The organism is Bradyrhizobium sp. SZCCHNR1002 (assembly GCF_032381435.1).
GTDB classification, from domain to species: domain Bacteria; phylum Pseudomonadota; class Alphaproteobacteria; order Rhizobiales; family Xanthobacteraceae; genus Bradyrhizobium; species Bradyrhizobium aeschynomenes.
The window spans coordinates 456,686-482,368 of the sequence record NZ_JAUHIS010000003.1 but is presented as its reverse complement, the minus strand read 5'-3'; the positions used below and the strand labels follow the sequence as shown (position 1 = coordinate 482,368).

Annotated in this window: 24 protein-coding genes; 8 read left to right on the top strand and 16 right to left on the bottom strand. The window is 65.4% G+C overall.

From position 1 onward, the window contains the following. Positions 1 to 59 precede the first annotated feature (59 nt). Complete coding sequence (locus QX108_RS18460; protein ID WP_315781121.1) at positions 60 to 1,130, top strand: YeiH family protein; 1,071 nt, start codon at positions 60 to 62, stop codon at positions 1,128 to 1,130. A gap of 109 nt (positions 1,131 to 1,239) precedes the next feature. Beyond that, positions 1,240 to 2,130: a LysR family transcriptional regulator gene (locus QX108_RS18455; protein WP_315781119.1), complete on the top strand. Its 891-nt coding sequence runs from the start codon at positions 1,240 to 1,242 to the stop codon at positions 2,128 to 2,130. A 95-nt stretch (positions 2,131 to 2,225) separates the two neighbouring features. Here the strand turns inward: QX108_RS18455 and QX108_RS18450 are convergent, their stop codons facing one another. The 8 genes from QX108_RS18450 to QX108_RS18415 all read right to left on the bottom strand — a co-directional run bounded on the left by QX108_RS18450 (position 2,226) and on the right by QX108_RS18415 (position 9,551). Beyond that, complete coding sequence (locus QX108_RS18450) at positions 2,226 to 3,473, bottom strand: NAD(P)/FAD-dependent oxidoreductase (RefSeq protein ID WP_315781117.1); 1,248 nt, start codon at positions 3,471 to 3,473, stop codon at positions 2,226 to 2,228. 247 nt (positions 3,474 to 3,720) lie between these two features. Then, positions 3,721 to 5,547 carry a translational GTPase TypA gene (gene typA, locus QX108_RS18445; RefSeq protein WP_315723396.1) on the bottom strand — a complete coding sequence of 609 codons (1,827 nt, stop codon included), beginning with the start codon at positions 5,545 to 5,547 and terminating at the stop codon, positions 3,721 to 3,723. A gap of 281 nt (positions 5,548 to 5,828) precedes the next feature. Next, positions 5,829 to 6,098, bottom strand: a complete 270-nt coding sequence (locus tag QX108_RS18440) for a hypothetical protein (RefSeq protein ID WP_315723393.1) — start codon at positions 6,096 to 6,098, stop codon at positions 5,829 to 5,831. Further along, a complete protein-coding gene (locus QX108_RS18435) occupies positions 6,091 to 6,318 on the bottom strand; it encodes a hypothetical protein (protein ID WP_172112831.1) in 228 nt (75 codons plus the stop codon). The genes QX108_RS18440 and QX108_RS18435 overlap by 8 nt, the downstream gene beginning before the upstream one ends. Further along, the gene (locus QX108_RS18430; protein WP_315723390.1) at positions 6,315 to 6,563 is read right to left on the bottom strand and encodes a hypothetical protein; all 249 of its coding nucleotides are present in this window, start codon (positions 6,561 to 6,563) and stop codon (positions 6,315 to 6,317) included. Before QX108_RS18430 ends, QX108_RS18435 begins: the two co-directional genes overlap by 4 nt. 46 nt (positions 6,564 to 6,609) lie before the next feature. Then, entirely contained in the window at positions 6,610 to 8,022 is a 1,413-nt protein-coding gene (locus QX108_RS18425) for a radical SAM protein (RefSeq protein ID WP_315781114.1), read from the bottom strand. Further along, positions 8,003 to 8,722, bottom strand: coding sequence for a prolipoprotein diacylglyceryl transferase (locus tag QX108_RS18420; protein ID WP_315781112.1), 720 nt, complete (start codon positions 8,720 to 8,722; stop codon positions 8,003 to 8,005). Before QX108_RS18420 ends, QX108_RS18425 begins: the two co-directional genes overlap by 20 nt. Before the next feature lie 67 nt (positions 8,723 to 8,789). Next, positions 8,790 to 9,551 (bottom strand): Crp/Fnr family transcriptional regulator, encoded by a 762-nt coding sequence (locus QX108_RS18415; RefSeq protein ID WP_315781110.1) that lies wholly within the window; start codon positions 9,549 to 9,551, stop codon positions 8,790 to 8,792. 166 nt (positions 9,552 to 9,717) lie between these two features. Between QX108_RS18415 and QX108_RS18410 the strand changes: the two genes are divergently transcribed. Then, the gene (locus QX108_RS18410; protein ID WP_315723381.1) at positions 9,718 to 10,092 is read left to right on the top strand and encodes a response regulator; all 375 of its coding nucleotides are present in this window, start codon (positions 9,718 to 9,720) and stop codon (positions 10,090 to 10,092) included. Between the two features lie 22 nt (positions 10,093 to 10,114). Here QX108_RS18410 and QX108_RS18405 read toward each other — a convergent pair whose 3' ends face one another. Both QX108_RS18405 and QX108_RS18400 read right to left on the bottom strand, forming a co-directional pair. Continuing rightward, positions 10,115 to 11,686, bottom strand: a complete 1,572-nt coding sequence (locus QX108_RS18405; protein WP_315781108.1) for an alkaline phosphatase D family protein — start codon at positions 11,684 to 11,686, stop codon at positions 10,115 to 10,117. 145 nt (positions 11,687 to 11,831) lie between these two features. Further along, positions 11,832 to 13,190, bottom strand: a complete 1,359-nt coding sequence (locus tag QX108_RS18400) for a TAXI family TRAP transporter solute-binding subunit (RefSeq protein WP_409998528.1) — start codon at positions 13,188 to 13,190, stop codon at positions 11,832 to 11,834. A gap of 346 nt (positions 13,191 to 13,536) precedes the next feature. On the opposite strand from QX108_RS18400, the gene QX108_RS18395 reads away from it, so the two are divergent. After that, positions 13,537 to 13,866 carry a 4a-hydroxytetrahydrobiopterin dehydratase gene (locus QX108_RS18395; RefSeq protein WP_315781106.1) on the top strand — a complete coding sequence of 110 codons (330 nt, stop codon included), beginning with the start codon at positions 13,537 to 13,539 and terminating at the stop codon, positions 13,864 to 13,866. An 18-nt stretch (positions 13,867 to 13,884) separates the two neighbouring features. Here the strand turns inward: QX108_RS18395 and QX108_RS18390 are convergent, their stop codons facing one another. The 3 genes from QX108_RS18390 to QX108_RS18380 are packed head-to-tail and all read right to left on the bottom strand — an operon-like array spanning position 13,885 to position 18,345. Next, positions 13,885 to 16,038, bottom strand: coding sequence for a hypothetical protein (locus QX108_RS18390; protein ID WP_315781104.1), 2,154 nt, complete (start codon positions 16,036 to 16,038; stop codon positions 13,885 to 13,887). Then, positions 16,035 to 17,144 (bottom strand): phosphatase PAP2 family protein, encoded by a 1,110-nt coding sequence (locus QX108_RS18385; RefSeq protein ID WP_315781102.1) that lies wholly within the window; start codon positions 17,142 to 17,144, stop codon positions 16,035 to 16,037. Before QX108_RS18385 ends, QX108_RS18390 begins: the two co-directional genes overlap by 4 nt. Before the next feature lie 22 nt (positions 17,145 to 17,166). Next, positions 17,167 to 18,345 carry a hypothetical protein gene (locus QX108_RS18380; protein WP_315781101.1) on the bottom strand — a complete coding sequence of 393 codons (1,179 nt, stop codon included), beginning with the start codon at positions 18,343 to 18,345 and terminating at the stop codon, positions 17,167 to 17,169. A gap of 583 nt (positions 18,346 to 18,928) precedes the next feature. On the opposite strand from QX108_RS18380, the gene QX108_RS18375 reads away from it, so the two are divergent. The 4 genes from QX108_RS18375 (at position 18,929) to QX108_RS18360 (ending at position 22,787) form a co-directional block, all read left to right on the top strand. Then, on the top strand, positions 18,929 to 19,189 hold the full coding sequence (locus QX108_RS18375; RefSeq protein ID WP_315781099.1) for a hypothetical protein: 261 nt from the start codon (positions 18,929 to 18,931) through the stop codon (positions 19,187 to 19,189). A gap of 380 nt (positions 19,190 to 19,569) precedes the next feature. Beyond that, positions 19,570 to 21,378, top strand: a complete 1,809-nt coding sequence (locus tag QX108_RS18370) for a phosphatase PAP2 family protein (protein ID WP_315781097.1) — start codon at positions 19,570 to 19,572, stop codon at positions 21,376 to 21,378. A gap of 67 nt (positions 21,379 to 21,445) precedes the next feature. Then, positions 21,446 to 22,198, top strand: coding sequence for a hypothetical protein (locus QX108_RS18365; protein ID WP_172133714.1), 753 nt, complete (start codon positions 21,446 to 21,448; stop codon positions 22,196 to 22,198). A 172-nt stretch (positions 22,199 to 22,370) separates the two neighbouring features. Further along, on the top strand, positions 22,371 to 22,787 hold the full coding sequence (locus QX108_RS18360) for a YkvA family protein (RefSeq protein ID WP_315723360.1): 417 nt from the start codon (positions 22,371 to 22,373) through the stop codon (positions 22,785 to 22,787). Positions 22,788 to 22,915: 128 nt separating this feature from the next. On the opposite strand, the gene QX108_RS18355 is transcribed toward QX108_RS18360, so the two are convergent. The 3 genes from QX108_RS18355 to QX108_RS18345 are packed head-to-tail and all read right to left on the bottom strand — an operon-like array spanning position 22,916 to position 25,231. Further along, positions 22,916 to 24,091, bottom strand: coding sequence for a TAXI family TRAP transporter solute-binding subunit (locus QX108_RS18355; RefSeq protein WP_172113046.1), 1,176 nt, complete (start codon positions 24,089 to 24,091; stop codon positions 22,916 to 22,918). 12 nt (positions 24,092 to 24,103) lie between these two features. Continuing rightward, the gene (locus QX108_RS18350; RefSeq protein WP_315781095.1) at positions 24,104 to 24,232 is read right to left on the bottom strand and encodes a hypothetical protein; all 129 of its coding nucleotides are present in this window, start codon (positions 24,230 to 24,232) and stop codon (positions 24,104 to 24,106) included. A gap of 6 nt (positions 24,233 to 24,238) precedes the next feature. Continuing rightward, complete coding sequence (locus QX108_RS18345; protein ID WP_315781094.1) at positions 24,239 to 25,231, bottom strand: hypothetical protein; 993 nt, start codon at positions 25,229 to 25,231, stop codon at positions 24,239 to 24,241. Positions 25,232 to 25,683 lie beyond the last annotated feature (452 nt).

The following is a 25,683-nucleotide window of genomic DNA, read 5'->3' as shown; positions in this document are numbered from 1 at the left end:
GGATCGATCATTAGGAGCATGGAATTCTCTTTCAAACCTCTGGTTTGGGAGAGTTTTTCATGACTGCCCCTTCGCACGATCTGACTGCCGATGCACCAATTGCCGCTCATTCTGGACATGCCCGCGCGTCGGCGACGCCGGGTCGGCCCGGGTTGCTTCCGGGACTGGCACTCTCGGCCGCGATCGCGGCCGGCGCCTTCGGGCTCCGCCTGCTGCCCGGCCTCGGGATGTTCAGCCCGATGATCCTGGCGATCGTGGCGGGCATGGCGCTGCATAACGTCGTCGGCACGCCGACGCGCGCCAAGCCGGGTGTCGCATTCGCGATGCGCCGGGTCCTGAGGTTCGCCATCATCCTGCTCGGCATGCAGCTGACGGCGGCACAGATCGTCGAGGTCGGCGCGCGCGGGCTGTTCGTGATCGCGCTGAGCCTGACCGGCACCTTCCTGTTCACGGTGTGGATGGGACGGCTGCTCGGCGTCGACCGCAAGCTCGCCGAGCTGATCGCCGCGGGAACCTCGATCTGCGGCGCCTCGGCAGTGATCGCCACCAACACGGTGACGCGCGCGCATGACGAGGACGTCGCCTATGCGGTGGCCTGCGTGACCGTGTTCGGCTCGGTCGCGATGGTCGCCTACCCGCTGCTGCCCGGCCTCCTGCATCTCGACGCCCACGCCTTCGGACTGTGGAGCGGGGCCTCGATCCACGAGATCGCGCAGGTGGTCGCGGCCGCGTTCCAAGGAGGACAGCAGGCAGGAGAGTTCGGCACCATCGCCAAGCTGGCGCGGGTGATGCTGCTGGCGCCGGTGGTGCTGACGCTCGGCCTGCTGGCGACGCGCCGGGCGCGCCAGGGTGGGCACGGCCAGACCGGCGCGCAGCCGCCGCTGCCGTGGTTCGTGTTCGGCTTCATCGCGCTGGTCGGCCTCAACAGCATCGTCACGGTGCCGGCCGAGGCGAAGACGGTGATCGTGACCGCGACGACCTTCCTGCTCTCGATGGCGCTCGCGGCCATGGGATTGGAAACCGATTTCGCCAAGCTGAAGGCGAAGGGCTTGCGGCCGCTGGCGCTGGGCTTTGCAGCCTTTCTGTTCATCGCCGGCTTCAGCCTGGCGCTGGTGAAGCTGACGACCTAAAGCGCGATGAGATCAGGATGAATCGTCATCGCGCTTTCGGTTGTCGTTTGCGCATGATCTTTTCGGAAAACCGCTGCGCACTTTTCCGGATCATGCTTGAGGAGACCATGTGACGCTCGAGCAGCTCCGGATCTTCGTTGCCGTCGCCACGCGCGAGCACGTCACCCAGGCGGCACGCGAGCTCAATCTGACCCAGTCGGCGACGTCAGCGGCCGTCGCTGCGCTTGAGGCGCGCTACCAGACCAAGCTGTTCGATCGCGTCGGCCGCCGCATCGTGCTCACGGCGGCCGGCAAGGCGTTTCTGGTCGAGGCCAAGGCGGTGCTCGCGCGGGCCGCCGCAGCCGAGACCGTGCTGGACGACCTCGCCGGGCTAAAACGCGGGCAGCTCGCGCTCGCGGCCAGCCAGACCATTGCCGGCTACTGGCTGCCGGCCTTCATCCACCGCTTCAACGCCGCGCATCCGGCCATCACCCTGCAACTGTCGATCGGCAATACCGAGCAGGTTGCGGAGCGGGTGCGGGAAGGCTCTGCCGATCTCGGCTTCGTCGAGGGCGACGTCGACGATCCCATTCTCGCAGCCCAGCCCGTGGCGGAGGACGAGATGGTGCTGGTCGGGCCGATCGATCATCCGCTGTGCCGGGGAACGCCGGTCGCGGTCCAGGATCTCAAGGCGGCGCGCTGGGTCTTGCGCGAGCAGGGCTCCGGCACGCGCGCCGTGCTCGAAGCGGCGGTCGGCCGGATTGGCATTGCGCCAGCCGAGCTCGATGTGGTGTTCGACCTGCCGTCCAACGAGGCCGTGCGCGGCGCGGTCGAAGCCGGCGCCGGCGTCACGGTGCTGTCGCGGCTGGTGGTGATGCGGGCGGTGAAGGCGGGACTGCTCGCCGTCGCGAATCTCGAACTGCCGAAGCGGCACTTCTACAGCCTGCGGCATCGGGAGCATCACCAGACGCAGGCGGCGCGGGAGTTCCTGCGGATCGTGGGAGCGGTGGTCGCTGTTTGAGGCAACGTCATCGCGAGCGTAGCGACGCGATCCAGACTCTCACCACCCGTGCGGTCCTGGATTGCTTCGCTGCGCTCGCAATGACGGCAGAGAGGTCAGTGCCTACCTAACGACGCAAGCACTTGCTTGGCCGCCCGCTCGCCCGAGTCGCGCGCGCCGTGGGCGGTGGAGAAGAAATCCGGCGACGTGGCCTCACCGGCGAAGAACAGGCGATCGTCGACCGGCGTGGCCAGCACAGCACGCTTGTCGGCATGACCCGGCAGCGCGTGCGAATAGGCGCCGCGCGCGAAGGGATCGCCGCCCCAGCGGGACTCGGCGAGCGGGCGCAGGCTGCTGCGGATGTCGTTGCCGAGCAATGCGACGACGTCGTCGATCGCCTGTGCCGCAAGCGCCCCCTCGCCCGCCGCCTCGATCTCGCGGGCGAAACTGCCGCCGTAGAAACCCTCGATGCAGGGCTGGCCGAACGGACGCAACTGGAAGCTGCCGACGCGCGCGCTGCTGCTGCGCCCGCGCATCCCGGAATCTTTCGGCAGGTGCTCCCAGCCGTCGAGCGCCAGCGTCACCTTGTTGTCGAGGCCGAGCGGCAGGCCGGCAGCAGCGTCGACCTTGGCGGGAAGTGCCGGCGTGAAACGGAGCGCTTCGCCGGCAATGAGATTGGTCGGTACGGTGACGATCACCTTGTCGGCGGTCAGCGTGCCCTGCGAAGTCGTCAGGCGGATGCGCTTGTCGCCGTGATCGATCAGGCTCACATTGCAGCTCAACGCGATCGGCAGCCCCGCGCCATAGGCGGCGACCAGTGCGCCGTAGCCGCGGCGGACGCGCCAGTTCAGCTCGGTGTCCTCATAGGCCTCGAAGTCGATCAGCGACATCTGGTCGAGCTCGCAGCCGTTGAGATAGGTGCAGATCGCATCGATCATGCCGTTCCAGCGGTTGCCGGGCTCGAGGCAGATGCTGGCCGGCGCGTCAGGGCCACGCGCGGCGGCCTCTGCCGTGCGGGTGAAGAACGACTCCAGCGCGCCGAGGAAATCGTCGCGCTCGGCACGCGGGAACGCCGCCTCATAGGCCTGGTCGCGCCAGGGCGGACGGGATTTGTCGATGGTGAAGGCGAGCCGCTCGGCGATGGCGACGAAGGAGTTGCGGTCGGCCGAATGCAGCCAGCCGCAACCGAGGTCGAATGTGACCTCGGGCGACGCCATGACGGTGTGGGCGCGCCCGCCGATCCGGTCGCGCGCTTCGAGCACGATGAAGGAGACGCCCTTGTCGCACAGCGCATGCGCGGCGCCGAGACCGGCCGCGCCAGCGCCGATGATGGCGATATCGATGGAGGATGGGAGACTGCTCATGAGGCGGCTGCGGCTCCTACGATGGAGGCCCGGCTATCGCCTCACCACGACTGTCATCACCCGCGAAAGCGGGTGATCCAGTACGCCGAGACGGGCGTGTGACCCCGAGGGGCCGCGGCGTACGGGATGCCCCGCCTGCGCGGGGCATGACGGCGGAGGATGTCGAGACACTGCGCTCGACAAGCGAGGCATGACGAGAGCGGATGTTGCGCCACCACGCCCTGCCCCACTGAAGCGGTCGAGTGGCTTACGCCACCGCTTCCTTCTGCTTCTCGGCGCGCTTGCGCTCGTTCGGGTCGAGGTGCTTCTTGCGCAGCCGGATCGACTTCGGCGTGATCTCCACCAGCTCGTCGTCCTCGATATAGGCCAGCGCCTTTTCCAGGGTCATCCGGATCGGCGGGGTGAGGCGGACGGCCTCGTCCTTCGAGGTGGTGCGGATGTTGGTGAGCTGCTTGCCCTTCAACACGTTGATCTCGAGATCGTTGTCGCGGGTGTGCTCGCCGACGATCATGCCCTTGTAGACCTTCCAGCCCGGCTCGATCATCATCGGGCCGCGGTCCTCCAGCTTGAACATGGCGTAGGCCACGGCCTCGCCCTGGTCGTTGGAGATCAGGACGCCGTTGCGGCGACCCTGGATCGCGCCCTTGTAGGGCATGTAGTTATGGAACAGGCGGTTCATGATCGCCGTGCCCTTGGTGTCGGTCATCAGCTCGCCCTGATAGCCGATCAGGCCGCGGGTCGGCGCGTAGAACACCAGCCGCAGGCGGTTGCCGCCGGACGGGCGCATCTCGATCAGCTCGGCCTTGCGCTCGCTCATCTTCTGCACGACGACGCCGGAATGCTCCTCGTCGACGTCGATCACGACCTCCTCGATCGGCTCTAGGGTCTGGCCGGTGGCCGGGTCCTTCTCGAACACGACGCGCGGACGCGACACCGAGAGCTCGAAGCCCTCGCGGCGCATGGTCTCGATCAGGATCGCGAGCTGCAATTCGCCGCGGCCGGAGACTTCCATCGCGTCCTTGTCCTGGGACTCGACCACGCGCAGCGCGACGTTGCCCTCGGCCTCGCGCATCAGGCGGTCGCGGATCAGGCGGCTGGTGACCTTGTCGCCCTCGGTGCCGGCCAGCGGCGAGTTGTTGACGATGAACGACATCGACACGGTCGGCGGATCGATCGGCTGCGCCTGCAGCGGGGTCTCGACCGAGGGATCGCAGAAGGTGTCGGCCACGGTGCCCTTGGTGAGGCCCGCGATGGCGACGATGTCGCCGGCTTCGGCGTAGTCGAGCGGCTGGCGCTCGAGGCCGCGGAACGCCAGGATCTTGGTGATGCGGCCGGTCTCGATGAGCTTGCCGTCACGCGACAGCACCTTCACAGCCTGGTTCGGCTTCACCGAGCCCGACGCGATGCGGCCGGTGATGATGCGGCCGAGATAGTTGTTGGCCTCGATGATGGTGCCGAGCAGCCGGAACGGGCCTTCCTCGACCACCGGCGGCGCGACATGCTTGAGCACGAGGTCGAACAGCGGCTTCATGCCGTCCTCATGCGAGCCGTCGGGCGACGTCGCCATCCAGCCGTTCTTGCCCGACCCGTACAGGATCGGGAAATCGAGCTGCTCGTCGGTGGCGTCGAGCGCCGCGAACAGGTCGAACACCTCGTTGACAACCTCGGTGATGCGGGCGTCCGGGCGGTCGACCTTGTTGATGGCGACGATCGGCTTCAGGCCGAGCTTGAGCGCCTTGCCGACCACGAACTTGGTCTGCGGCATCGGGCCTTCGGCGGCGTCGACCAGCACGATTACGCCGTCGACCATCGACAGGATGCGCTCGACCTCGCCGCCGAAATCGGCGTGGCCGGGGGTGTCGACGATGTTGATCTGGGTGTCCTGCCACTGCACCGAGGTGCACTTGGCCAGAATGGTGATGCCGCGCTCGCGCTCCAGATCGTTGGAATCCATCGCGCGCTCAACCGTGCGCTGGTTCTCGCGATAGGTACCGGACTGCTGCAGGAGCTTGTCGACCAGGGTGGTCTTGCCGTGGTCGACGTGGGCGATGATGGCGATGTTACGGAGGTTCATGGTCGGTGTCTTCTAAGCTTTCTCAAGAGCCCGTGCTCTGTCCCCGGCGGGGCGCGCGCTTTATGATAGTCGAATCAAGCTGTTAGCTTTGCGACGCGCGCTCGCGAAACTCGTTCGGCGGAAGGGGCCGGCAGCCCCAAATAGGAAACCCGGCCAATCGACCGGGCAGACCTCGCGCGTTGCGGCGCAATATAGGCGGAAAATGCCAAAAAACAATGACTGCTTTCAGGAATGAGGAGCGGATCCGGGCACTTGATTAAGCCCCTGCGTGGAGCGCTCGCTCAGCCCCAGCGGCGGTGAGCGGCCAGCACGATCACTACGAGGCCCGCGACGGCCATGCCGGCCAGGATCGCTCCCGGACCGAACAGGCCGCCGAACTCGTTCCATTCGCGCCGCATGAACGCCATCACACAGCCGAACGGAAACGCCAGCGCAAGGCCGCCGAGAATCGCACCCACCGTCGCCACAAGGCTTGCCGGCTCGCGTACCCGACGCACCTCCTCCAGGAAGGGCGACAGCGGCGGACGGCGGTGGAACGGGTCATCATCCATGGCGGCGCGGCATCATCAGGCGAATCGCGGCAAGGACCAGAAACAAGCCGAGCACCACGGCACCGAGCGCAAGCGCGGCGAACAGGCCCGGGAGATTCCGCTCAGTGATCAAGCATAGCAAGCCCGGCGCGAGCAGCACCAGCCCGATCAGCAGCATCAGGATGGACGCCACCGCCGTGAGGCAGCCACGCGCAGCCGACGGCTGCGCAGGCGATGTCATGCCGGCCCCCGCCCGCGCCTGACGGCGAGCACGATCAGCACGACGCCGGCGAGCGCAGCGCCGATGAACAGCAGTCCGATCGGATCGACCAGATCATTGCGCGTGATCTGATTGGGGAAGACGACGAGGACGCAGGCCATGGGAAACAGCAGGATCAGGCCGGCCACGACGCCGAGCGCGGTCAGACAGCCGGAGCGTTGCTGTCGTGGCGGGAGCTCGGGGGGAAGAATCGGGCGTTCAGTCATGGTCATCACCCTTGAATCGGTCGAACAACACGGATGAGTGCTTTGCTCATATCCGCCCCTTCCCGATTCGTGCGCGGATGCCGTCGATGGCCCCGCTGCGGTAGAACAGGTTGTAGGTGTCGAACGGGATGATCTCGCCGCGCTCGGTGACGAAATGGATGCAGGAGCGCTTGACGTTGCCGACGCAGAAATTGAAGCGGTCGAGAAACTGCACGATGGTCACCCGAAACACGTGCTCATAGCCGAGATTATCGGGCACCTGCACGGACGGCAGGCAGCAGAGGAATTCGGCAACGCGTTCGCCGGTGTTGAGCGGTCCCGACGACAGCGAGAACAGCTCGACGAATTTTTCACGCAGCACCGGGTATTTCTCGGGGCTGATCGTGTTCGGCATCACCGACAACAGCTCCTCCTGCGGCACCATCGAGGTCAGCGGCAGCACGGTCGTGCCGTTGCGCAGGCCGTAGCCGATCGAGATGCTCTCGGGATTGCAGGGCAGCGGGATCATGTCGTTCTCACCGAACACGCCGGTCTCGATCACGCGGCGGCGGATCTCCGATAGCATGATGCGGTCGGTGTCCTTGTTGAAATCGGCGTTGCGCCCTGCGTCCTGTACCGGCTGCAACGTCACGCCACGGACGCAGGACCATTGCAGCGCGTGGCGGACGATGTCGCCGATCTCATCGTCGTTGACGCCGCGCTTGATGGTCGCGACCAATGTCGTCGAAATGCCCGCACGCTCCAGATTGTCCAGCGCCTGTTGGCGGATGCGGCGCAGATCGGCGCCGCGGATGTTGGTGAGGCCGGCACGCGACAGCGAGTCGAACTGCAGATAGACCTCGAGCCCGCGCTTGTTTTCCGCGAGCTTCGCCACGAACTCCGGCTCGCGCGCGATGCGCAGCCCGTTGGTATTGATCATGACGTGGCGGATCGGGCGCGCGCGCACCGCGGCGAGGATGTCGAAGAACTGGGGATGCAAGGTCGGCTCGCCACCGGAGATCTGCACCAGGTCCGGCTCGCCCTCGCTTTTCACCAGCGCATCCAGCATGCGCTCGACGGTCGCCAGCGGGGTGAAATGCGCGCGCTGCGGCGAGGACTCGGCGAAGCACACCGGGCAGGTCAGGTTGCAGTGATCGGTGATCTCGATCAGCGCCAGGCAGGAATGCTGCTCGTGATCGGGACACAGGCCGCAATCATAGGGGCAGCCATATTCGGTGCGGCGCTGGAAGCTGAGCGGCGTGTCACCCGGCTTGATGAAGGACTTGCAGCGCCGCCAATAGGCGGCATCGTCGGAAACCAGGGTCGACTGCACGCCGTGCTGCTTGCAGCGCTTCTCGTACCAGACCTCGTTGTCGAGGATCTGGATCTTGGTCGGCACCAGTTCGAGGCAGGTCTCGCACAGGGATTGCGTCTGCCCCCAGAACACATAGGGGCGGGACTTACGCAGCGGCGCGTTCATGCAGGGCCTTCGGTTGCGGCGCGGTCGCCAGCATGACCGCGGCGTAGGCGGCGATCGCGAGCGACAGCAGATGAAACAGGGTGAGCGGGCCGATCACCGGCCCGTAGGGCTTGAGGAATTCCCAGGCGAAGCGCTGCAGGCCGTAGACCAGCAGCGCGAGATAGAAGCCGTTGTCGATGATGGAGTCGCTCCGCCTGAAGACCGCGATGATGTAGGGCACCGCGAAGACCGCCATCGCCAGACTCTCATAGAGCTGCACCGGATGACGCAGAACGCCGTCGCCGAAATCGTGGCCCCACGGCAGGGACGTCGGCGTGCCATAGGTGAAATCATCGAGCCCGGCGGCATAACAACCGATACGGCCGACGGCGATGCCGACCGCCAGCGGCAGCGCGAACCGCGCCCCCGTCCGCAAGGCGATGCCGTGCCGCCATTTGTAGAGCTCGACCGCCAGGATGCCGCCGGCGAGCGCGCCCTCGACCGAGCGCGCCAGCCCGGTCATGCCGGACAGCCACAGGTTCAAGGTCCCGAACAGATAGGCGCCCAGCCCGGCGCCGAACACGAGCGCGGCGACATAGGGCCATTCGGTCGACTGCTTCGGGAAGCTGACGCGCGCCCCGCGCGTGAGCCACCAGCCGGCAGCGGCCGCGCTGAGCCAGGCGGCGACGTCGAAGATCGCATGAAGAACGGCGCCGTCCATGACTCCCATCGTCCGGTTGCATCCGGACTATGGCAAGTTCCCGGGATCAAAGGCAATGACGTGTTCGTCAGGCCGTGGCCGCCTGCTCCGTCGGATAGACGCCGCGCAGGACCTCCTCGAAATGGGTCTTCACCGCCTCGTTGCACAGGCAGGAGCGCTGCTTCAAAGCATCGAAATCCCGCACCATGAACGCGCCGCGCCTGGTTTCGAGAATGCCCTCGACGCGGAAGGTCTGGACGACACGGCTGACATAGGAGCGGCCGACGCCGAGCAGGGTCGCGAGTTGCTCATGCGTCAGCGGCACGATCGGCTCGCCATCGGTGCGGTCCATCGCCGCCACGATCCATTTCGCCGTGCGCTGCTCGATCGAGTGGATGGCGTTGCAGGCGGTCGACTGGAACATCTGCGCCAGCATGCAATCGGCATAGCGCGCGAATACGTTGCGCAGCGTCTTCGATTGCAGCTTGGCCGCGGCGAGGCGTGATAGGGGCAAGCGGACGAACGGGCCGCCGAACTTGACGACGATCCGCGTATAGGCCGGCAGGAAACCCTCGCTGACGATGCCGCCGACCGCGCCCTCCCGACCGACCAGAATGGTCTCAACGTCGCGACCGTCCTCGTTGGGAACCAGGTAGGATGTCAGCGCCGGGCCGCAGGGAAAATGCACGATCTGCACGTCGTCGCCGGGGCGATACAGCAGTTCGCTCGGCATCGCCTGGTCCTCGACCAGATAGGGCGCGATCAGAGCATAATCCGGTGGACTCAACCGGCGCAGCAGATTGTTATAGGGTCGCTCACGCGCAAGTGTCGTCACAGTCTGGGTCGGCATCGAAATCCCCCGCGCTACGCATGTGCGTGATCTGTGCTTCTTGTGTTCACAAGTGCACAGACACAGGAACTCCGATATGATGGCTTCGGTTCCAGGAACCCGCCAGCGTGCTTGTGATGAGGCGCCGGCTGCGGGAGCCAACCTCACCTTGGAACCCGCAGATCACATGACCAGCTCGCAACCCAGCGTGCCCGAGCTCTATCAGCATGTGCTGGTCGTCGAGGACGACCCGATCATTGCGCTTGGCTTGGAAGACACCATCAATGACCTCGGTGTTGCCGAGGTCAGGATCGCCGCCAATGTCGCCACGGCGCTCGCCATGATCGAGGAGCGCGCGCCGCAGTTCGCTCTGCTCGATGTCGGCCTGGTCCGCGAAAAGAGCTTTGCGATCGCCGAGCGGCTGAGCACGCTTGGCATCCCCTTCGCATTCTCGACCGGCTATGGCGCCGACGGCGTGCCGGCGGCGTTTTCCGACCGGCCGCGCCTGCCGAAGCCCTGCCCGACCGATGCCCTGGAGGCCGTGCTGCGGCGGCGCGACTAGTCGTCGCCGCAGCGAGACGCCGTCAGCCCAGTTTCGGGTCGAGCGTCGTCGACCACAATGCGACGTCGGCGCGATCGCGCAGCGTTACCGTCATCTGACCGGACTCGCCGTCGATCTTGACGTGACCGAAGAACTGCATGCCTGCGGACGGCGGCAGGTTCTGCTTATCGAGGCCGGGGGCCTTGATGAAGCGAACCTCGGGGCCGAACGTGTTGTCGAGCTCGTTCGGACCGAACGTGCCGGCATGCAGCGGACCCGAGACGAACTCCCAGAACGGCTCGAAGTCCTGGAATTGCGCCTTGTTGGGATCGTAATAGTGCGCCGCCGCGTAATGGACGTCGGCGGTGAGCCAGACGGTGTTCTGGATCGGCGCGGTCTTGATGAAGCGCAGGATCTCGGCAATCTCCAGCTCTCGTCCACGCGCAGGACCATCGCCCTGCGCGATCGCTTCGGAGCCCTTCTTGTTGGCCGCATCGTCATAGACGATGATGCTGAGCGGCATGTCGGAGGCGATCACCTTCCAGGTCGCCCGCGAGTTCAGCAGCGCCTGCTTCAGCCAGCGCAGCTGCTCCGGCCCGATGAAGTAGGACGCCGGGCCATATTTGTCCTCGAGATTGGCGCCGTTGGCGCCGCGATAGCTGCGCTCATCCAGCACGAAGACGTCGAGATGCGGGCCGTAGTTGATGGTCCGGTAGATGCGGCCGGGCTCGTTGATGCTCTCGCGCATCGGATACATCTCGTGGAAGGCGCGCGCCGCCCGTGCGGCGAGCAGCTGGATGTTGCGCTCCTTGTAGGCGGCCGGCAATTCCTTGGAGGCCGACCAGTTGTTGGTGACCTCGTGGTCGTCCCACTGCACGAAGATCGGCACCTCGGCATTGAAGGCGCGGACATTCTCGTCGAGGAAATTGTACTTGTGAGCGGCGCGGAATTCGTCGAGCGTTTCGGCGACCTTGGCCTTTTCCTCGATCGTGAGGTTCTTCCAGACCTTGTTGTCCGGCAGCTTCACCTCCGGCTTGATGGGGCCGTCGGCGTAGATGGTGTCGCCGGAGTGCAGGAAGAAGTCGGGGCGATGCTTCTTCATCGTGGCAAAGGTGAACATGCCGCCATCGTCGGGATTGATGCCCCAGCCCTGGCCAGCGACGTCGCCGCCCCAGACGAACGACACGTCACGCGTGTTGCCTGGCGCCGTGCGGAAGCGGCCGACGACCGCCTCGCTCTCGACCGCGGGGTGCGAGAGATCACGGAATTTGACGCGATAGAGGATGTCCTGACCGCTCGGCAGGCCATCGACCAGCATCTTGGCAGTGAAATCGCTTTCGGGAAGCGCCGCAATGGGCGGCAGGCGGCGCGCGTTCTTGAACGACTCGGTGGTCGCGACCTCGACCATCATCTGCGACGGCCGGTCGGCGCGGGCCCAGACGACGCCGCCATCCATGCCGACGTCGCCGGATTGCACCCCATGCGTGATCTGCGGCCGGTCAGCGGCGCGGCTCAGACCGGGCATCGCGAGCGTCGCGACGCCGGCGGCAGCCGTCGACAGGAAGCGGCGGCGGGAGAGCTTGTGGAGCTGCGGGCGGGGAATGTGAATGGTCATACGATCTCCTCGTCGGATGGCGCGCAGAACCGCGCTGCCAGGACGCCGCAGACCTAGAAAAGATTGATGACGTTGAAATTACAAGGCCGCTCGCCCCAGCACACGGGCCAATGCCAGATGCAGCACGAAGATGACCGAGACCGGCTCAGGTGCCGGCGGCGCGCAACTGCGCGCCGGTGCGTTGCAGGTTGGCGGGCATGCTCATCAGGATCAGCTTGCGATCGGCGACCGCGTTGTGGAACTGCTCGAGCGCGATATTGAAGGCGGTCAGGGCCGCATGCTCGATGGCGCCGTCCTCGAAGCAGGTCAGCGTGTTGCGCAGGATCTCGTCGGCTTCCGCCTGGAGCTGGTCGAGCTCCTCGGTCGAGTCGCTCTTGCGTGCGATGGTGATCATCTCCAGCAGCCGGTCGCGCAGCGTGGTGTTGATCGTCCGCTCGTCGCGCTTGAGGTAACCGGCGAACCAGGCGCCGGCCGAGCCCATCGCCGACAGCGCCATCAAGCCCCACCAGATGTAGTCGCTGTAGCGATCGAGGAAGGTCTTCTCCTCGCCATCGACGAAGGCCGCAGCACCGGGATGGGCCGGGATCGCGGCATCCTTGTCGGTGTCCGGCGTCTCGATCTTGGCGGCGAGCGGGAATTCCGACAGCAGTTGCTGGCGCACCGAGAACAGCTGGTGGGTGAAGGTGGAGACGGTCGACTCGGCGAGCCCTCTACGCGCGACGATATGGTGGCTGAAGCTGATCGTCTTGACCTCATCCTCCGGCCGGTCGGGCGAGCCGCCGAAGGCGCCGGCCGGAATTTCTGCCGCCTCATATTCGGGATGGTTCTGCGCGATGGCTCCGGCCAAATCGATCGCCAGGAATGTCGGCACGCCGCCATCCTTGGTGGCAGCCGCAATCGCATCGGCCGTGATCTTGCTGTTGATCGGGCCGGCGGCGAGATAGACGTCGGCCCGCTGGTTGCGGACGGCCTCGGCCGCCTCGGTGATCGGAAACTGGATGATCTCGACCTTGCCGGCGTCGACGCCGTATTGGTGCAGGATCACCTTCAGCAGATTGGCATTGGCCGGCGTGCGGCCGATGATGCCGACCTTGTGGCCGGGAAGCTGCGAGATCTTGGTGATCTTGGCCGCGCCCTTGCGGCCCTTTCCCTTGCCTGCGGGCGACACCCACAGCACGGCCACGTTCTTGCGCAGGGTCGCCACCGCCTGCGCGTTCTTCGGCACCTCGAGGTCGCCGCGCACGATGGCGAGATCGACCTTGCCCGCGGCCAGCGCCTGCGCGCTCTCGCCGGCGCCCTCGGTCGGGAGCGGCCGCAGCCGGACGGAGGCATGGGACTGCGAGAATGCCTGGGTCAAGGCCTGGACGACCTTGAGATCGTCGCTGTTGGGCGGACCGACGGCGATCTTCAGCACCACCGGACGCATGGCAAAATAATAGGCGCCCGCCAGCGCGCCGACGACCGCGAGGATGCCGGCGATGACGACGAACACGGCAGGGCGCATCTGCGAGCGCTGCGCTGGCGTGGTCTGGGGGTCTGCCAGGTCCAGTCCTCCGGTGATCCGATCGGTTGGGGGCCGCGCGATGCGCAGCTCCGCAGGGCCTCGTCCTTCGCTAGGCCGAAACTGTAGCAAATTTCTTTTCCGTCCGGGGTGACATCTGCGTCATGGTTACCGGAGCCCGAGTGCGCGACGATCCCGGCGGTTGCATGACGGGTCCGCGTCGGTTTTGTCGCAAGGCTCTGATCCGGATGCCGTTTCTGCTACTCTGGCGCGCCGGTCCGGGTGACGCGGCGCAGGCCGATGCCCGTAGAGCTCCGGATCTGCCGCGCCGCCCCGATGCACCGACGAGATGAACGGGAGGTTCGACATGGTGGAGAGAATGTCAGCCGAGGCGCGCGCGAGCGCCTTGCGGGACCTTCCCGGCTGGTCCGAGGTCGATGGCCGCGAGGCCATTACCCGCACCTTCACCTTTCGCGACTTCAACGAAGCCTTCGGCTTCATGACCCGCGTCGCCCTGCTCGCCGAGAAGCGCGACCATCATCCCGAGTGGCGCAACGTCTACCGCACCGTCGAGGTCGCGCTCGCCACCCACGATGCCGGCGGCGTCACCGCGCGCGACATCGAGCTGGCAAAGGCGATGAACGCGATTGCGGCTGCGCATGTCCTGGCCGGTGATTGAAAGCACCGCGTGGGCGAATCATGACGTGGCGACCTGTCCATGCGGCGGCATAGCAACCTTGCCGAGCCGGACGAGCTGGTCATCGTTCTCGGTCAGCCGCGGCCCAGGCAGCAGACTGACATAATTGTCGGCTTCAGCCCGCTCGACCCGCTTGTTGCTGGCCGTCAGGAAGGCCTCTGCCAGACGCCGCGCGACGAGTGGCGCGGCGACGCTCGTTCCCTGCAGGATGGAGCGCGACCCGCTCCGCACCCCGGCGGCCACAGTGCCGGGGAGCGCTGCCGTTCGGTCGGACAGAGAGGAGCAGGATACGCGTCCCAGGTCTTGCGTTCCTGCGCAGCTGTAGCGGGAGGGTACCATCCCCTTCTCCTCAGCAGCCGAGCTGCGACGGAATCCGGCGACCGCCAGTGCGATCTCTGAGGTTGCCAGCCCGTTGAGCGAGCCAAAGCGTCTCACGAGCGCCGTCGGCGTATCACGCTCCATGAGAGCTCCCCGCTCGTCGAATTGAATATTGCCGGGATCATCGAAATAGCTCTGGCGCGCACCAGACCGGACGCTGATCGGATCCGTATCGCGTTGGATCCAGCAGTGGATGGGCCATTCAAGCCGCGCGGCGCGCGGCTCGCGACTGATCGTGATCTGCCACAGTCCGGCCCGGGCCGCCGGAAGTTTGCCAGGGTGCGGCTCCGAGGGCGCGGTCACGATGAGCACGCGCCAGCGGCCGTTCCGTTCATCAACGCTCATCTGGCCGACCTGGCGGCGGTGCTGGTCGTAAAGTGCAACGACCCTGTTCTCGTCGCCTCGCGCGAGACCGACGCGGAGTGCCCGGAATTCGACGCCCGAAGGATCCGTCACGCTCACGGTGTAGCCGAGTGGCTTGAACTGTTTGGGAAACCAGATTTCGAGATAGTTCGGGGTGCGATCATTGGGTTGCAGACGCCAGGGAATCACGACACTCCTCCGAACGAACCTGTCGTCCGGCACGCTGACATGCAGGCGGTCGAGGAAACTGTTTCCCGTCGGCAGCACCACCGCCGTCGGCTTGCCCTGGCTGCGACGAGCGCGAACGAGATCGGTGATCGCGCCCTCGATATCAAAGATTCCGTCGTGGGGGCCGCCGAAATAGCCATAGCTGAAATTGATCACGAGGCGGAGCCGGTCCTGCCCGTAACCCTCGGCGATCAGGTCTGCCCGATCGAAAATGTAGTGCAGTGCCGACAGAACGTACATGTCCTTGCCGATCCCGGACGTGTCGATCGTGAGCAGGTTCGGCAGCTGCACTCCGATGATGCGAATCCCTTCCGCGGCCGTCTCTTGCCGCTCCGGCGCGTAGCCCGTGGCAAGATCCATCACATGGGCGCCATGCGTCGCATGCCGCGACAGTAGACTCGCCAGCCCCTCCGTATCGTCAGTGGCACCGGCGCGACGGTAGAGCTCGTCCTCGTCGCCGCCGGACTTCGAGATCCAAGCGTCGATGTCGCGGCGGGTGAATTCGCGGCCAAACAGGACACTGGTCTGATCGCAAGCCGCCTTGGCCGATTGCAGCCAGCAGAATTCCACGCGGGTCCGGCTGCCGGTCGCATCGCGGAAGTTCCGATGCGCGAACGGCAGGCCATCGTCGATCACGGCCACGACCGTGATCCGCTTCTCTTGCCCGATACGCGCTCGGAGTTCGCCATCGGGACGCCAGGACGGCGCAGTCGGCTTCTCCAGGGTGTCCTTCATCGCCTCGGTGCCGACGGGCAGACCGACCCGAAACCGCCCACAGAACGCCCCGCCGGATTTGAGATGTCGCTCGGCTTTCGCGGGACTCACTCCTTCGCGCAGCCGCCTATCGAGCGCTTCGGCCCGCTCCGCGATGTTGGCCTTGTATTTCGGTCTGCCGATCACGAACGGGATATGCCGCAACCCGTATTGGTCGTTGCCGCCTTCGTTGCGTTTCCACAAGGTCGGGATCCGAAACCGTCGGGAATGACGAGCCGCCAGCTGATGGATGAAGCTGAATTCAATCGACGGCTCGACCTCTGAAATCGCGGTCAAATAGCGACGCGAGTACATGCCGACACTTGCAGGCCCGTAGTCCATGCCGGCGCCGAACAGCCAGGTTTCATACGGCCCGAGACTTTCTGGGATGGGCGTTACGAAACGCGCGTGCTTCTTCGCGGGCCGCTTCATCGCGCCAGCTCCTCGCCCGCCTGCTCCCACAACCATTCGAACACCGGACTCGATCGCACCTTGAAATTGTTGTTCTGCCGCTCGATGCCGAAGGGCTTACGGTCGTGCTTCTCGAAATCGCTGTTGAAGAAGTCGCTGCTTCCGATCGCATCGTATGCGAACGACCCGACCTGGACTTCCAATCCGCATTTGCCGGCAACGATCTGGCCGACGGCCTTGCCCAGCAGAGCGCCTGCCCAGCTGTCGATCGGGAAATGCATGCCTGCAACGGTTCGCGTCACCGCGATACGTTCAGCCAGTTTGGCGAGCAGCGCCCGACGCCGCTCGACATCGGCAAAGTGCTTCGGGTGGGCGGCGGCAAAGTGCCCCATGATCTCAGCGACGGCATAGGCTTCCGCCGCGTGAGCGCTCGGAAAGCTGCCATGTGCGGGCGTGGGGATCATCGGCATCACGGTTGCACCAAGATGCACCGGCCGGCGGCATGCGAGATGATGCTTGGCGACCATCGCCACGTGAGATGCCAACAACTGCACGACGGCAATCAGCTCCGAGACGTGGCGGTGATTGGTCTGCAGCCCGAGAACCATCGCGAAATACGGCGTCGGGAAGCTCAGCTGCGTCATCACCTCGGATGAGCGATCAGGCCGCTGATCGAGATATTGCCGCATGATCCCGAGCTGCTGCTTGAAGGTCTCAACGGCCGGGCGCACCAGCTTCAGGAAACTTGGACTCCCATAGTGCAGCGTGACCGCTTCGGATTGCCTGTCGATGTGCCAGTCGAGATCTTTCAGGAAATCGGTGAGATAGACCGAAGAACGGACCCAATCGGCCCAGAAGCGCATGTTGGCGGCCTCGGAGAACGGTGCCTGCCGCCCCTTCGGATCGGGGCAGCCGTGGGTGACGTGCGCGATGGCCTGCTCCGCAATCTGGAGGCCCTGCACGAGAGCCGGATCGTAGACGGGGTCCGCTCCGGCACCGAGGAACGGGCCGAGCCCGCTGAAATTGGCGCTGCCAAAGCCGCCGAAACCACCGAATCCTCCGAAGCCACCAAAACCGCCGAACCCGCCAAATCCTCCGAAACCACCAAACCCGCCCGCTTGTGACATATGAGCTTCCCTTCAAACGACTTCATGGAATGCCTGCTGCTCGCAATGCCGCGGCGACGCGACGTCCGCTTTCGTGCTCTCCCGCGGGGTGGCCGCGCAGATAGCCAGCGACCGTGAAATCGGGATGCCGCCTGATGATCTCCGCGGCGACGATGCGGGCCTCGTCGTCGCGGTCGAGATAATGAAGTGCCGCGATCTTCGTTCGCAGCGTGGAAATATGCCGATCGTGAAGCCGTAACGAATTGTCCGAGAGCGCCAGCGACTCTTCATAGCGGCCGGCTGCGAACAGCGCGCTCGCGCTGAGCGAGTCGTAGAAGTATCGGAAGGGGTCGATGGGCGAGAGGCGACGCGCTTTCGTCGCAGCAAACACCGCGGCATCAGGCTCGTCGGTGAAGGCATGAAGCGCGCCGCTGAGCAGCCACGCGATCGACTCGTTGGGATTGAGCCGAAGCGCGGCATCGTAACGGCTCCTGGCCGTGTCGATGCGGCGCAACAGGTTGTTCTGGGCGAAGCCGTCGATGCTGAGCGCGAAAGAGCTGTCGGGACTGATGTCGAGGGCACGCGCCGTGCAATCGATCGCGCGCTGCGTGTCCTTGGGCGGGTCGGTGCTCCAGCCGTTGAAGACACACAGCACGTGCCACTTGCCGAACCAGGCATGGGTCTCGGCAGAATGCGGCGCGCGCCGGAGCGCCTCCTCGATCAACTCGCGTGACCGGGCAAATTCGCGCAACGACGGCCGATGCATGAGGTCGACGCCGGCAAGCAGAAGCCGATGGTCCTCGATGTTGGCGAGGTGCCGACCGCTGACGTGAGTGATCGCATCGTCGGCAATGGCGCGGCCCACCGACGTCACGATCTCCGACACCCCGTCGGCTGACCGGCCGAGGAAATCGTCATGCGAGCCGGAAAAGTGCCGCGTCCAGAGAATGCGTCCCGACTCGGCGTCGAGAAGATCCGCATCGAGCGCAATCTCTCCGCCACTGACGCGCAGCGTCCCGGCGACGCAATAATCGACGGCCAGTTGCGTCCTGATCATCGCCACGTCGACGATGGTCCGATCGAGTGCGCGCGCCGACAGGTGGGATATGACCGAGAGGAGGTTCGAGCGCGACAGCGAGCGGCAGGCCTCCTCAGCCAGCCAGTCGCCGAGGATCGCGTGATCGGCGCTGCCGGCGATGGTTCGGAACGGCAGCACCGTCACGGCCGGCAGCATCGGGGCCGGCGGAGGCTGTGCGGACAGACTGTAGAGCGCGTAGAGCTGCTCCGGACTCTGACGCTGAGCGCTCAGCCAGCGGCTGAAGCCGTCCTCGCGGATGGCAAGGCCCTCGAGAACCTCGCCGGCTCCGGGACGGCCGATGAAGCGGACCCGCCCGAGATTGAGAGTGACGTCCGAATTGGTGCAGAGAAGAACGTCGTCGAAGGCGTCACCCATGACGTGCCGAATATCCGACAAGGCGCGCCGAAGGCTCTGGCGACCCGTGTCGTAGCACGCCGTTCCCCACAACATGGTCTGCAGGAAACTGCGCGTCCGGCGCCCCAACGGGGCTGTCGCGAGAAGAGCAAACAGAGCCTTGTGCTTGGCGCCGCTGATCTCGAAGCCTGAGCGGCCCGCTGCGCGCACGACGCAGGCTCCGAACAGGCTGATCTCGATCCGCTTGCCGTCCATCTGCATTGCCCCGCCAATGAACTGCTCGCAACTTAACATTGTGATTTTGCGCTTCCAAGCCGTTTCACGCTTTTTTCACGCGGCTCCAGAGCGCGCGACGCGCTAGCCTGCGCTCGCAATGAGTGCGCCGAACAAACGCCCAGGCCGCGAAGGCGGCCCACGTCGCCGCCGCAGGAATCCGCCGCGCGACCTGATCGATTTCTATCGACGCTGGTCGGATTTCCGCGACGTAGCCACCGGATTGGCAGGACGGGCCGACCTCTCGCCTCTTCAGAAAACGACCTTGAATTGGCTCATCCTGCTCGCCGATCGCGTCGGAGAGAACGATCTCAGACCGCTCGATCGGAAACCACCGGCATCGGACGGCACGCCGTCATGACATACGACCTGCTACTCGTAGTAGGACCAACAGCGATTGCCGCGAATCGGATTTTCTCACGCTTAATTCACTCACGACGCGCTCGATCGACGTGATTAGTTGAAGACGAGCCGATCGCCGACGCTGTCAGACGGAATGGCGACCACTTCGTCCATGGCACATCTCGACTTGCTCTGCATGAGGACACGAGACGTTTGCCGGCGCTACTGCGCCTGACCATCGACCATAGGCTCATCGTCGCAATCCTCCCTGAAACTGCCGTCCCTCGACAGGGACGGCACCTTTCATCGGAGACAGCTGCCCGCCGCGGATCGATTCCGAGGCACGTCCTGTGCTGGACCACGGCGGGAATCGTCAATCGTCTACGAACGGAGAAACAGATGAGCGATCCTGCCCTCTATTGGAACACGATAGCCCTCGAGGCAAACCGTATCGATCACACCGGCGCCATGGCGGCGCGCAACCAGCGCGGCCCGACCTTGAGCTCGCGCGCTCTTGCGATGGTTCATGTCGCGATGCACGACGCCTATTTCGGCCTGGTGCCCCGCGGAGCGCCGTTGAATCCGGAGAACTGTGATCCGATCCTTCCCTCCAACCAGATCATTCTGCCGAGCCCGGCTTCCCGCGACGACATCGTCGCGGCGATCTCACAAGCCGCCTTCGTCGTGCTCAACGAGCTCTATCCGTCGCAACGCGATCGCCTCGACGTCGCGCTGTCCGGCGCGCTCGCCGCCATCAGCGGCAACGTCGAGGCAGCCGGCGAATTCGGCATCCGCGTCGGACGCAACGTGATCGCCGACCGCTTCAAAGACGGCTCCGAGGTCTCGAAGGCGGCGATGTTCTCGTGGAAGCGCGGGCACCATCGTCCGGACCCGTTCAACGAGGAGCAGGGCCTGCTCGGTCAATGCTACGGCGAGACGCGGCACTTCGTGATGCCGGCGCATCAACCGCTTTCGCCCCCGCCCGGCCATGACGGCGCCGCGCTCGACGAGCAGGATCCGCTGTACCTCCGGCACTACAAGGAAGTGATGAGCAAGGGCCACCGCAACGGCTCCGCGCGGACCGCCGACGAGAGCGCGATCGGGACGTTCTGGGCCTATGACGGTGCTGCCCAGATCGGTACGCCGCCACGGCTCTACAACCAGATCGTGACCGCCATTCTTGCCGACATCAACAAGGAGCAGACCGCGGATGCCGCGCTGGTCAACAATCTTCGGCTGCTCATGCTCGTCAACGTCGCGATGGCCGAGGCGGCGATCGATGCGTGGCACTACAAGTACGTCTACGACCTGTGGCGTCCGGTGATCGGCATCCGTGAGAGGGGCGATGGCCTCGGCCCCGATGCCGGGCCGGTCGTATCGATCGACGCCGACGCCGATCCGTTCTGGGAGCCGGTCGGCGCGCCGAGCACCAACACTCAGAAGCGCAACTTCACGCCGCACTTCCCGGCCTATCCGTCGGGGCATGCGACCTTCGGCGGCGCCGTGTTCGAGATGGTGCGGCTGTTCCTGAAGGTGCCGTGCCACCAGGCCGACACGATCGGCTTCAGCTTCGTGTCCGACGAGTTGAACGGACTGAGCCACGATGCCGACGGAACGCGGCGAACGCGACACGCCCGGCGTTACAAGCGTCTCATCGACGCGATGTACGAGAACGCGGTCAGCCGCGTCTATCTCGGCGTACATTGGCGGTTCGACGGCACGACGGCGACGGACGCGGACGGCTTGCTGACGCAGTCGGACGCCGTCGGCGGCGTCCCGCTGGGCCGGACGATCGCTCAGGGCGTCTACGGGATCCTGGCCGGCAGCACCGCGCCCGATCTCGACGCGTTCTCGGTGCAGATGAGCAATCATCTGAGCTTCTCCAATCCAGCTACGCCCACCATTCCGAGCCAGGACAAGGGTTCCGAGACGCTCACGGTCAGGCTGAATGGCGACGTGCTGACGATCGCGGACCAGGGCCCGGCGCCGCACACGATCTACGCCAGGAAGATCGGACGGCGAGGCTACAGCACCGAGTTCAAGATCCTCGCCGAGCTTCCGGAAGGTGTGAAGGACGCGACCTTCTTCAAAGCCCAGGGCCGCGCGGTCGTATCCCGCATCGGAGACCGCCTGCGACTCTACGCTGCCGGCACCGACAGCAATTCCGGCAAGCCGAACGGCTGGGTGTTCGAGGCATCGGAGCAATGAGCTTGTCCCAGGCCGGCTCGTCGGCCGGCCTGGGACAACGAGGCAATCGAACGAGGGGAGATTCATCATGTCTGCAACGATCGTCGTTTTGATCTTTCTCGTCGCGGCCAATCTGGTGCGCGGCGACACCGGAGGCATCGCGAGCCTGGTCGGACTTGGACGTCCGGTCACCTGGCTGCTGACGCTGCTCATGTTGATCGTGGTGTTCGTCATCATTGGCGTGGCGCAGAAGCGGCGCTGGGACGGCGTCCTGATCGACGAACGCAACAAGGTCAGCCTGTCGCGCGTCCAGATCGTGCTCTGGACCGTCCTCCTGGTCAGCGCACTGTTCACGGCGGGGCTTTCGAATGTCAGCATCGGCGTGGCCAACCCGCTCGAGATCCAGATTCCTGCCAGCGTGTGGGCGCTGCTCGGGATCGGCAGCTTCAGCTTCGTCGCATCGTCGTCGATCCTCGGCGAGAAGCAGAAGGGGGCGGATCCGAGTCGGCTGCAGACGATCAGCGCCAACCTCCAGAAGTCCGACACGCTCACGGCCCCGCCGGATTCGCGCGGCCAGGTCGTGACGAAGGCGACGCCTGGGGACGCCCGCTGGCTCGATATCATCCGGGGGGATACCAACGATGCCGACTATGTCGACATCAGCAAGGTCCAGCAGCTCACCTTCACGGCCTTGCTGCTGATCGTCTATGGCAGCTCGATCTTCAATGTGCTCAAGACCATGACGCCGGTCTCGACGTTTCCGCCGGTCGACGGCGGCTTCGTCTCGCTGCTTGGCCTGAGCCACGCGGCCTATCTGGCCTACAAGGCCGTGCCGAAATGACATGCCGGCGAGCGCAGCGCCTGCCGGGTTGCGCTCGCCGTCAATGTGCCCTGCCTGTCCCATTTGCGGCGGCACCGCTGCCGGATCATCTTGCAGCACCGCACCTGGTCCCCACATGACGGGTAGGGCCCGCGCCAATGGCGTGTCGTGGAGGCCTCGGGAGATTGCGCAAATGGCGTCGGATTCGACCGATTACAGCGTTGGCTTCGAGCCGGCCGACCGGCTGGCGCGGGATCGCGACAGTGTGCGCCGGCGGTTCTGGATCAAGTTCAAGCAGGTCGTGGCCAAGATCCCGTTCGCTGCGGATCTGCTCGCCGCCTATTACTGCGCCTTCGACAAGGAGACGCCGCGGCATGTGCAGGTCGCGCTGCTCGGCGCGCTCGCTTATTTCATCCTGCCGTTCGACTTTCTGCCCGATGTCATGCCGGTGCTCGGCTTCACCGACGATGCCGCAGTGCTCGCCACGGCCATCCGCATGGTGGCCTCGCACATCACGCCCGACCATCGCGCGGCAGCCCGTGCGGCGCTCGCACGGCTCGAGGCGGACAAGGACGTCGATCTGGAACAGGAAGGCGCGACGGGCGGCTGAAGCGACCGTCGCCGATTGCGTCAGCGCGTCCGTAGGCGCCGGACGATGCTCGGACAACAAAAAGCCCTGCGCGAGCAGGGCTCTTCTCTTGCTTCAATATAGACCGGGAACAGGCGCGAGGCAGCGGCTCAGCGCTGCGGCCGCGCCTGCGCGCGGGCGTTGCCGGTCTTCTCGGCCTCCCACGCCTGGTACTGCTTGAACAGCGCTTCCCGGTCGGCTTCGCTGGGCAGCGCCCTGCCGGTGCTGCTCTGCTTCAGGAAGTCATCGAAGCGATCGCGCTGCGCGCCTTCCATCGCGTGGCTCTCCAGCCATTTGCTGGCGGAGGGCAGGCGCTGCCAGCCGGCGAGCGGCGCCGAGAGCGAGACCTCTTTCCACTTCGGATGGAAGGGCGGGTTCTGGAACGCCGGGAACTTGGTGAAGAACGCGTCGACGAAGGTCGCCAGCTTGCGATAGCGATCGGTGTTGGGCGCCCAGTTATAGGCGGCAAGCACGGCCGGAACCGCGATCGTATCGACCTTCTCGCCTTCTGCGATCAGGTTCGGGTAGTCCTTCGCCGTCAGCGTCGCCGGCAGATAATCGGTCTGCAGCGGCCGGTCGTAGTCGACATTGACGAGATGGAAGCGGCCATCATTCACGAAGGTGCTGACCGACTTGTAGGGCTTGCCGCCGACGACGATGACCGCGTCGAGCTCGCCCCGCTTCAGCTTCTCCATGGCGATGCGCTGCTCGATATAGGCGAAGTTGGCGCGCAGGCCGAGCCGCTCGAACACGGTCAGGGCCGTGACGAAGGTGCCACCATTCGGCAGGTCGACGCTGACGCGGCGGCCTTCGAGGTCGCGGAGATTGCGCACGGCACGCGGCGCGATGACCTGCATCTCCTCATTGTAGAGCTTGGTGACGTAGGTGAACTGACGCTTGATGTCCTTGGCGAAGCCCTTGCGCTCCAGATAGTCCAGCGTATCGGCGCGGACCACGCCGAGATCGACGCCCTGCAGGAACAGGATGTCGGCGACGCTCTGCACCGAGCCGCGTCCGACGATCGGCAGGACCCGCAGGTTGTTGCCGTCATCGAGCAGCGAAGCCAGGTCGGCGCCGAACTGCACATAGGTGCCGCCGATCGTGCCGGTGATCAGCGTCACCGTATTGGCGTTGAGCGCCTGCTTGGTCTGGACCGACCCGAACTGGAAGATCGCCTTCAGGCTGTCGCTGACCTTGGCGGGATCGAACTCGCCCTCCTCGGCGTGAGCGGAAAAGCCGCACGCTATCATCATTGCGGCGAACGCCGCTCCAACAAGACGTCGCATGTGTCCCCTCGATCAAAGCTGGTACATGATTGCCGGCCGGAACGCGTGCAGCACCGGGACATGCCCGGACTTGCCCATGAACGACGCGACGATCATGCGTGAAACGAAAAAAATGAAACGCGGCGGCAGCGCTGCCGTCACGTGGCTTCAATTCTGCAGCTGATCGAGCCGGCGCTGGGCTTCGGACGAGCCGAGCTGGGCGGCACGGCGGTACCAATTGCGCGCCGCGGCGGGATCAGCATTGATGTTGCGGATGTCCTTGGTTCCGAGAACGTGAGGATCGTAGGTCTGCGCCAGCATCAGCGCGGCGGCAGGTTCCTGGGCCTCGGCCGCACGCTCGAGCAACAGGCGGGCCGACGGGATATCGCCGGCGGCGAGCAACCCCTTGGCGCGCTTCATGATGCCCGACAGCTCATCGGGCTCCAGCCGCCGAGCCTGGGACGGCGGCGGCGCGGCCGTCACCGCGCCGAGACCCGGCGCCACGATCGCAGCTCCGGCACCGGGTGAGGTGATGGACGACGGCGCCATGGCCGGAGGCACAGCGGCGGCGCTGGGCGCCGGGGCTGGCGCGGGCGGCGTCGGAACCCGGTTCTGCAGGGCGGTCTGGTAGGCGTTGGCGATGTCATCGCGGGTCGGCGCAACCGCGGCCATCTGCGTCGGCGCCGCTGCCGCGGCCGGAGGCTCAGGCGCCAGCCGCGCCGGCTCGTTGAGCTGCATGTCGCGGGCGGTCAGCTCCGTGCCGCTCGCCTGGGGCGGCGCGGTCGGATCCGGCGCGGAGCCGACGATCGATGCCTTGGCGCTGGCGATCAGGTCGCGCGTTGCGTCGGAGGTGACCAGTGCAAACAGCACGGCGACGCCCGCGGCGGCGACCACGGCGAGAAGAATGCGCGAGGAGATCGAGGTGCGACGCGCCCGCGTCGGCCATTGATCTTCGAACTCGGTGCTCTCGATCTGGTTGCCGCCGTCATATTCGGAGAGGAACATCGGCATCGATTCGTCGGCCGGATAATGATCCTGAACGGACCGGCCAAACCGATAATTCGGCGGGCGCTCCTGAGGAGGATCGTCTGGGAACGGCCTGAAATCAGGACTGGTTGAAGATCTGTCGTTGAACCGCCCGCGCGTCATCCGCTCAGCCATGGCCTTCTTCCCCATCTCAACTTCACGCAACATACTTTTGGTCCCAAGCCCGTCAGAAGCTCGAGACACGTCACGATTGCTAGAGGCACCCCACTGCCGACAACTAATTGACTAATTGAATCCGACTAAAAGTGGACGAGACCCGGCATGATTCTGGAAACATTTTGATCTGATTGTGACGACGCACGTGCGACGTCGCACAGCAACAAATCGAGAAATGGCGAGATAACAAGGGATAACATGGTGAATTAACCCTGCCACAATCGATCCGGGTTGCGTTAACCAAGAAACGCTCGTTTTCGGATTTTCGGCTTCAGGTTGCAGATTCGGGAGAACGGACGGGCGGCCTGCGCACAACTGCCGGGCTGTGCGCGCCTCAATCGGCCGCGATCATCCCGGCAGGCACGCGGAGCATCCCGCCCGACTGCGGGCCCGCATTCGGTTCGATCCCT

Bases quoted from the DNA above. Each gene is read 5' to 3' on its own strand.
- QX108_RS18360 (WP_315723360.1), top strand. From the start codon at position 22,371: ATGGCGTCGGATTCGACCGATTACAGCGTTGGCTTCGAGCCGGCCGAC.
- QX108_RS18425 (WP_315781114.1), bottom strand. From the start codon at position 8,022: ATGAACGCGCCGCTGCGTAAGTCCCGCCCCTATGTGTTCTGGGGGCAG.
- QX108_RS18345 (WP_315781094.1), bottom strand. From the start codon at position 25,231: ATGGCTGAGCGGATGACGCGCGGGCGGTTCAACGACAGATCTTCAACC.
- QX108_RS18440 (WP_315723393.1), bottom strand. From the start codon at position 6,098: ATGGATGATGACCCGTTCCACCGCCGTCCGCCGCTGTCGCCCTTCCTG.
- QX108_RS18435 (WP_172112831.1), bottom strand. From the start codon at position 6,318: ATGACATCGCCTGCGCAGCCGTCGGCTGCGCGTGGCTGCCTCACGGCG.
- QX108_RS18420 (WP_315781112.1), bottom strand. From the start codon at position 8,722: ATGGACGGCGCCGTTCTTCATGCGATCTTCGACGTCGCCGCCTGGCTC.
- QX108_RS18405 (WP_315781108.1), bottom strand. From the start codon at position 11,686: ATGACCATTCACATTCCCCGCCCGCAGCTCCACAAGCTCTCCCGCCGC.
- QX108_RS18355 (WP_172113046.1), bottom strand. From the start codon at position 24,091: ATGCGACGTCTTGTTGGAGCGGCGTTCGCCGCAATGATGATAGCGTGC.
- QX108_RS18390 (WP_315781104.1), bottom strand. From the start codon at position 16,038: ATGAAGCGGCCCGCGAAGAAGCACGCGCGTTTCGTAACGCCCATCCCA.
- QX108_RS18375 (WP_315781099.1), top strand. From the start codon at position 18,929: ATGAGTGCGCCGAACAAACGCCCAGGCCGCGAAGGCGGCCCACGTCGC.
- QX108_RS18370 (WP_315781097.1), top strand. From the start codon at position 19,570: ATGAGCGATCCTGCCCTCTATTGGAACACGATAGCCCTCGAGGCAAAC.
- QX108_RS18365 (WP_172133714.1), top strand. From the start codon at position 21,446: ATGTCTGCAACGATCGTCGTTTTGATCTTTCTCGTCGCGGCCAATCTG.
- QX108_RS18385 (WP_315781102.1), bottom strand. From the start codon at position 17,144: ATGTCACAAGCGGGCGGGTTTGGTGGTTTCGGAGGATTTGGCGGGTTC.
- QX108_RS18410 (WP_315723381.1), top strand. From the start codon at position 9,718: ATGACCAGCTCGCAACCCAGCGTGCCCGAGCTCTATCAGCATGTGCTG.
- typA (WP_315723396.1), bottom strand. From the start codon at position 5,547: ATGAACCTCCGTAACATCGCCATCATCGCCCACGTCGACCACGGCAAG.
- QX108_RS18415 (WP_315781110.1), bottom strand. From the start codon at position 9,551: ATGCCGACCCAGACTGTGACGACACTTGCGCGTGAGCGACCCTATAAC.
- QX108_RS18460 (WP_315781121.1), top strand. From the start codon at position 60: ATGACTGCCCCTTCGCACGATCTGACTGCCGATGCACCAATTGCCGCT.
- QX108_RS18450 (WP_315781117.1), bottom strand. From the start codon at position 3,473: ATGAGCAGTCTCCCATCCTCCATCGATATCGCCATCATCGGCGCTGGC.
- QX108_RS18400 (WP_409998528.1), bottom strand. From the start codon at position 13,190: ATGCGCCCTGCCGTGTTCGTCGTCATCGCCGGCATCCTCGCGGTCGTC.
- QX108_RS18430 (WP_315723390.1), bottom strand. From the start codon at position 6,563: ATGACTGAACGCCCGATTCTTCCCCCCGAGCTCCCGCCACGACAGCAA.
- QX108_RS18395 (WP_315781106.1), top strand. From the start codon at position 13,537: ATGAACGGGAGGTTCGACATGGTGGAGAGAATGTCAGCCGAGGCGCGC.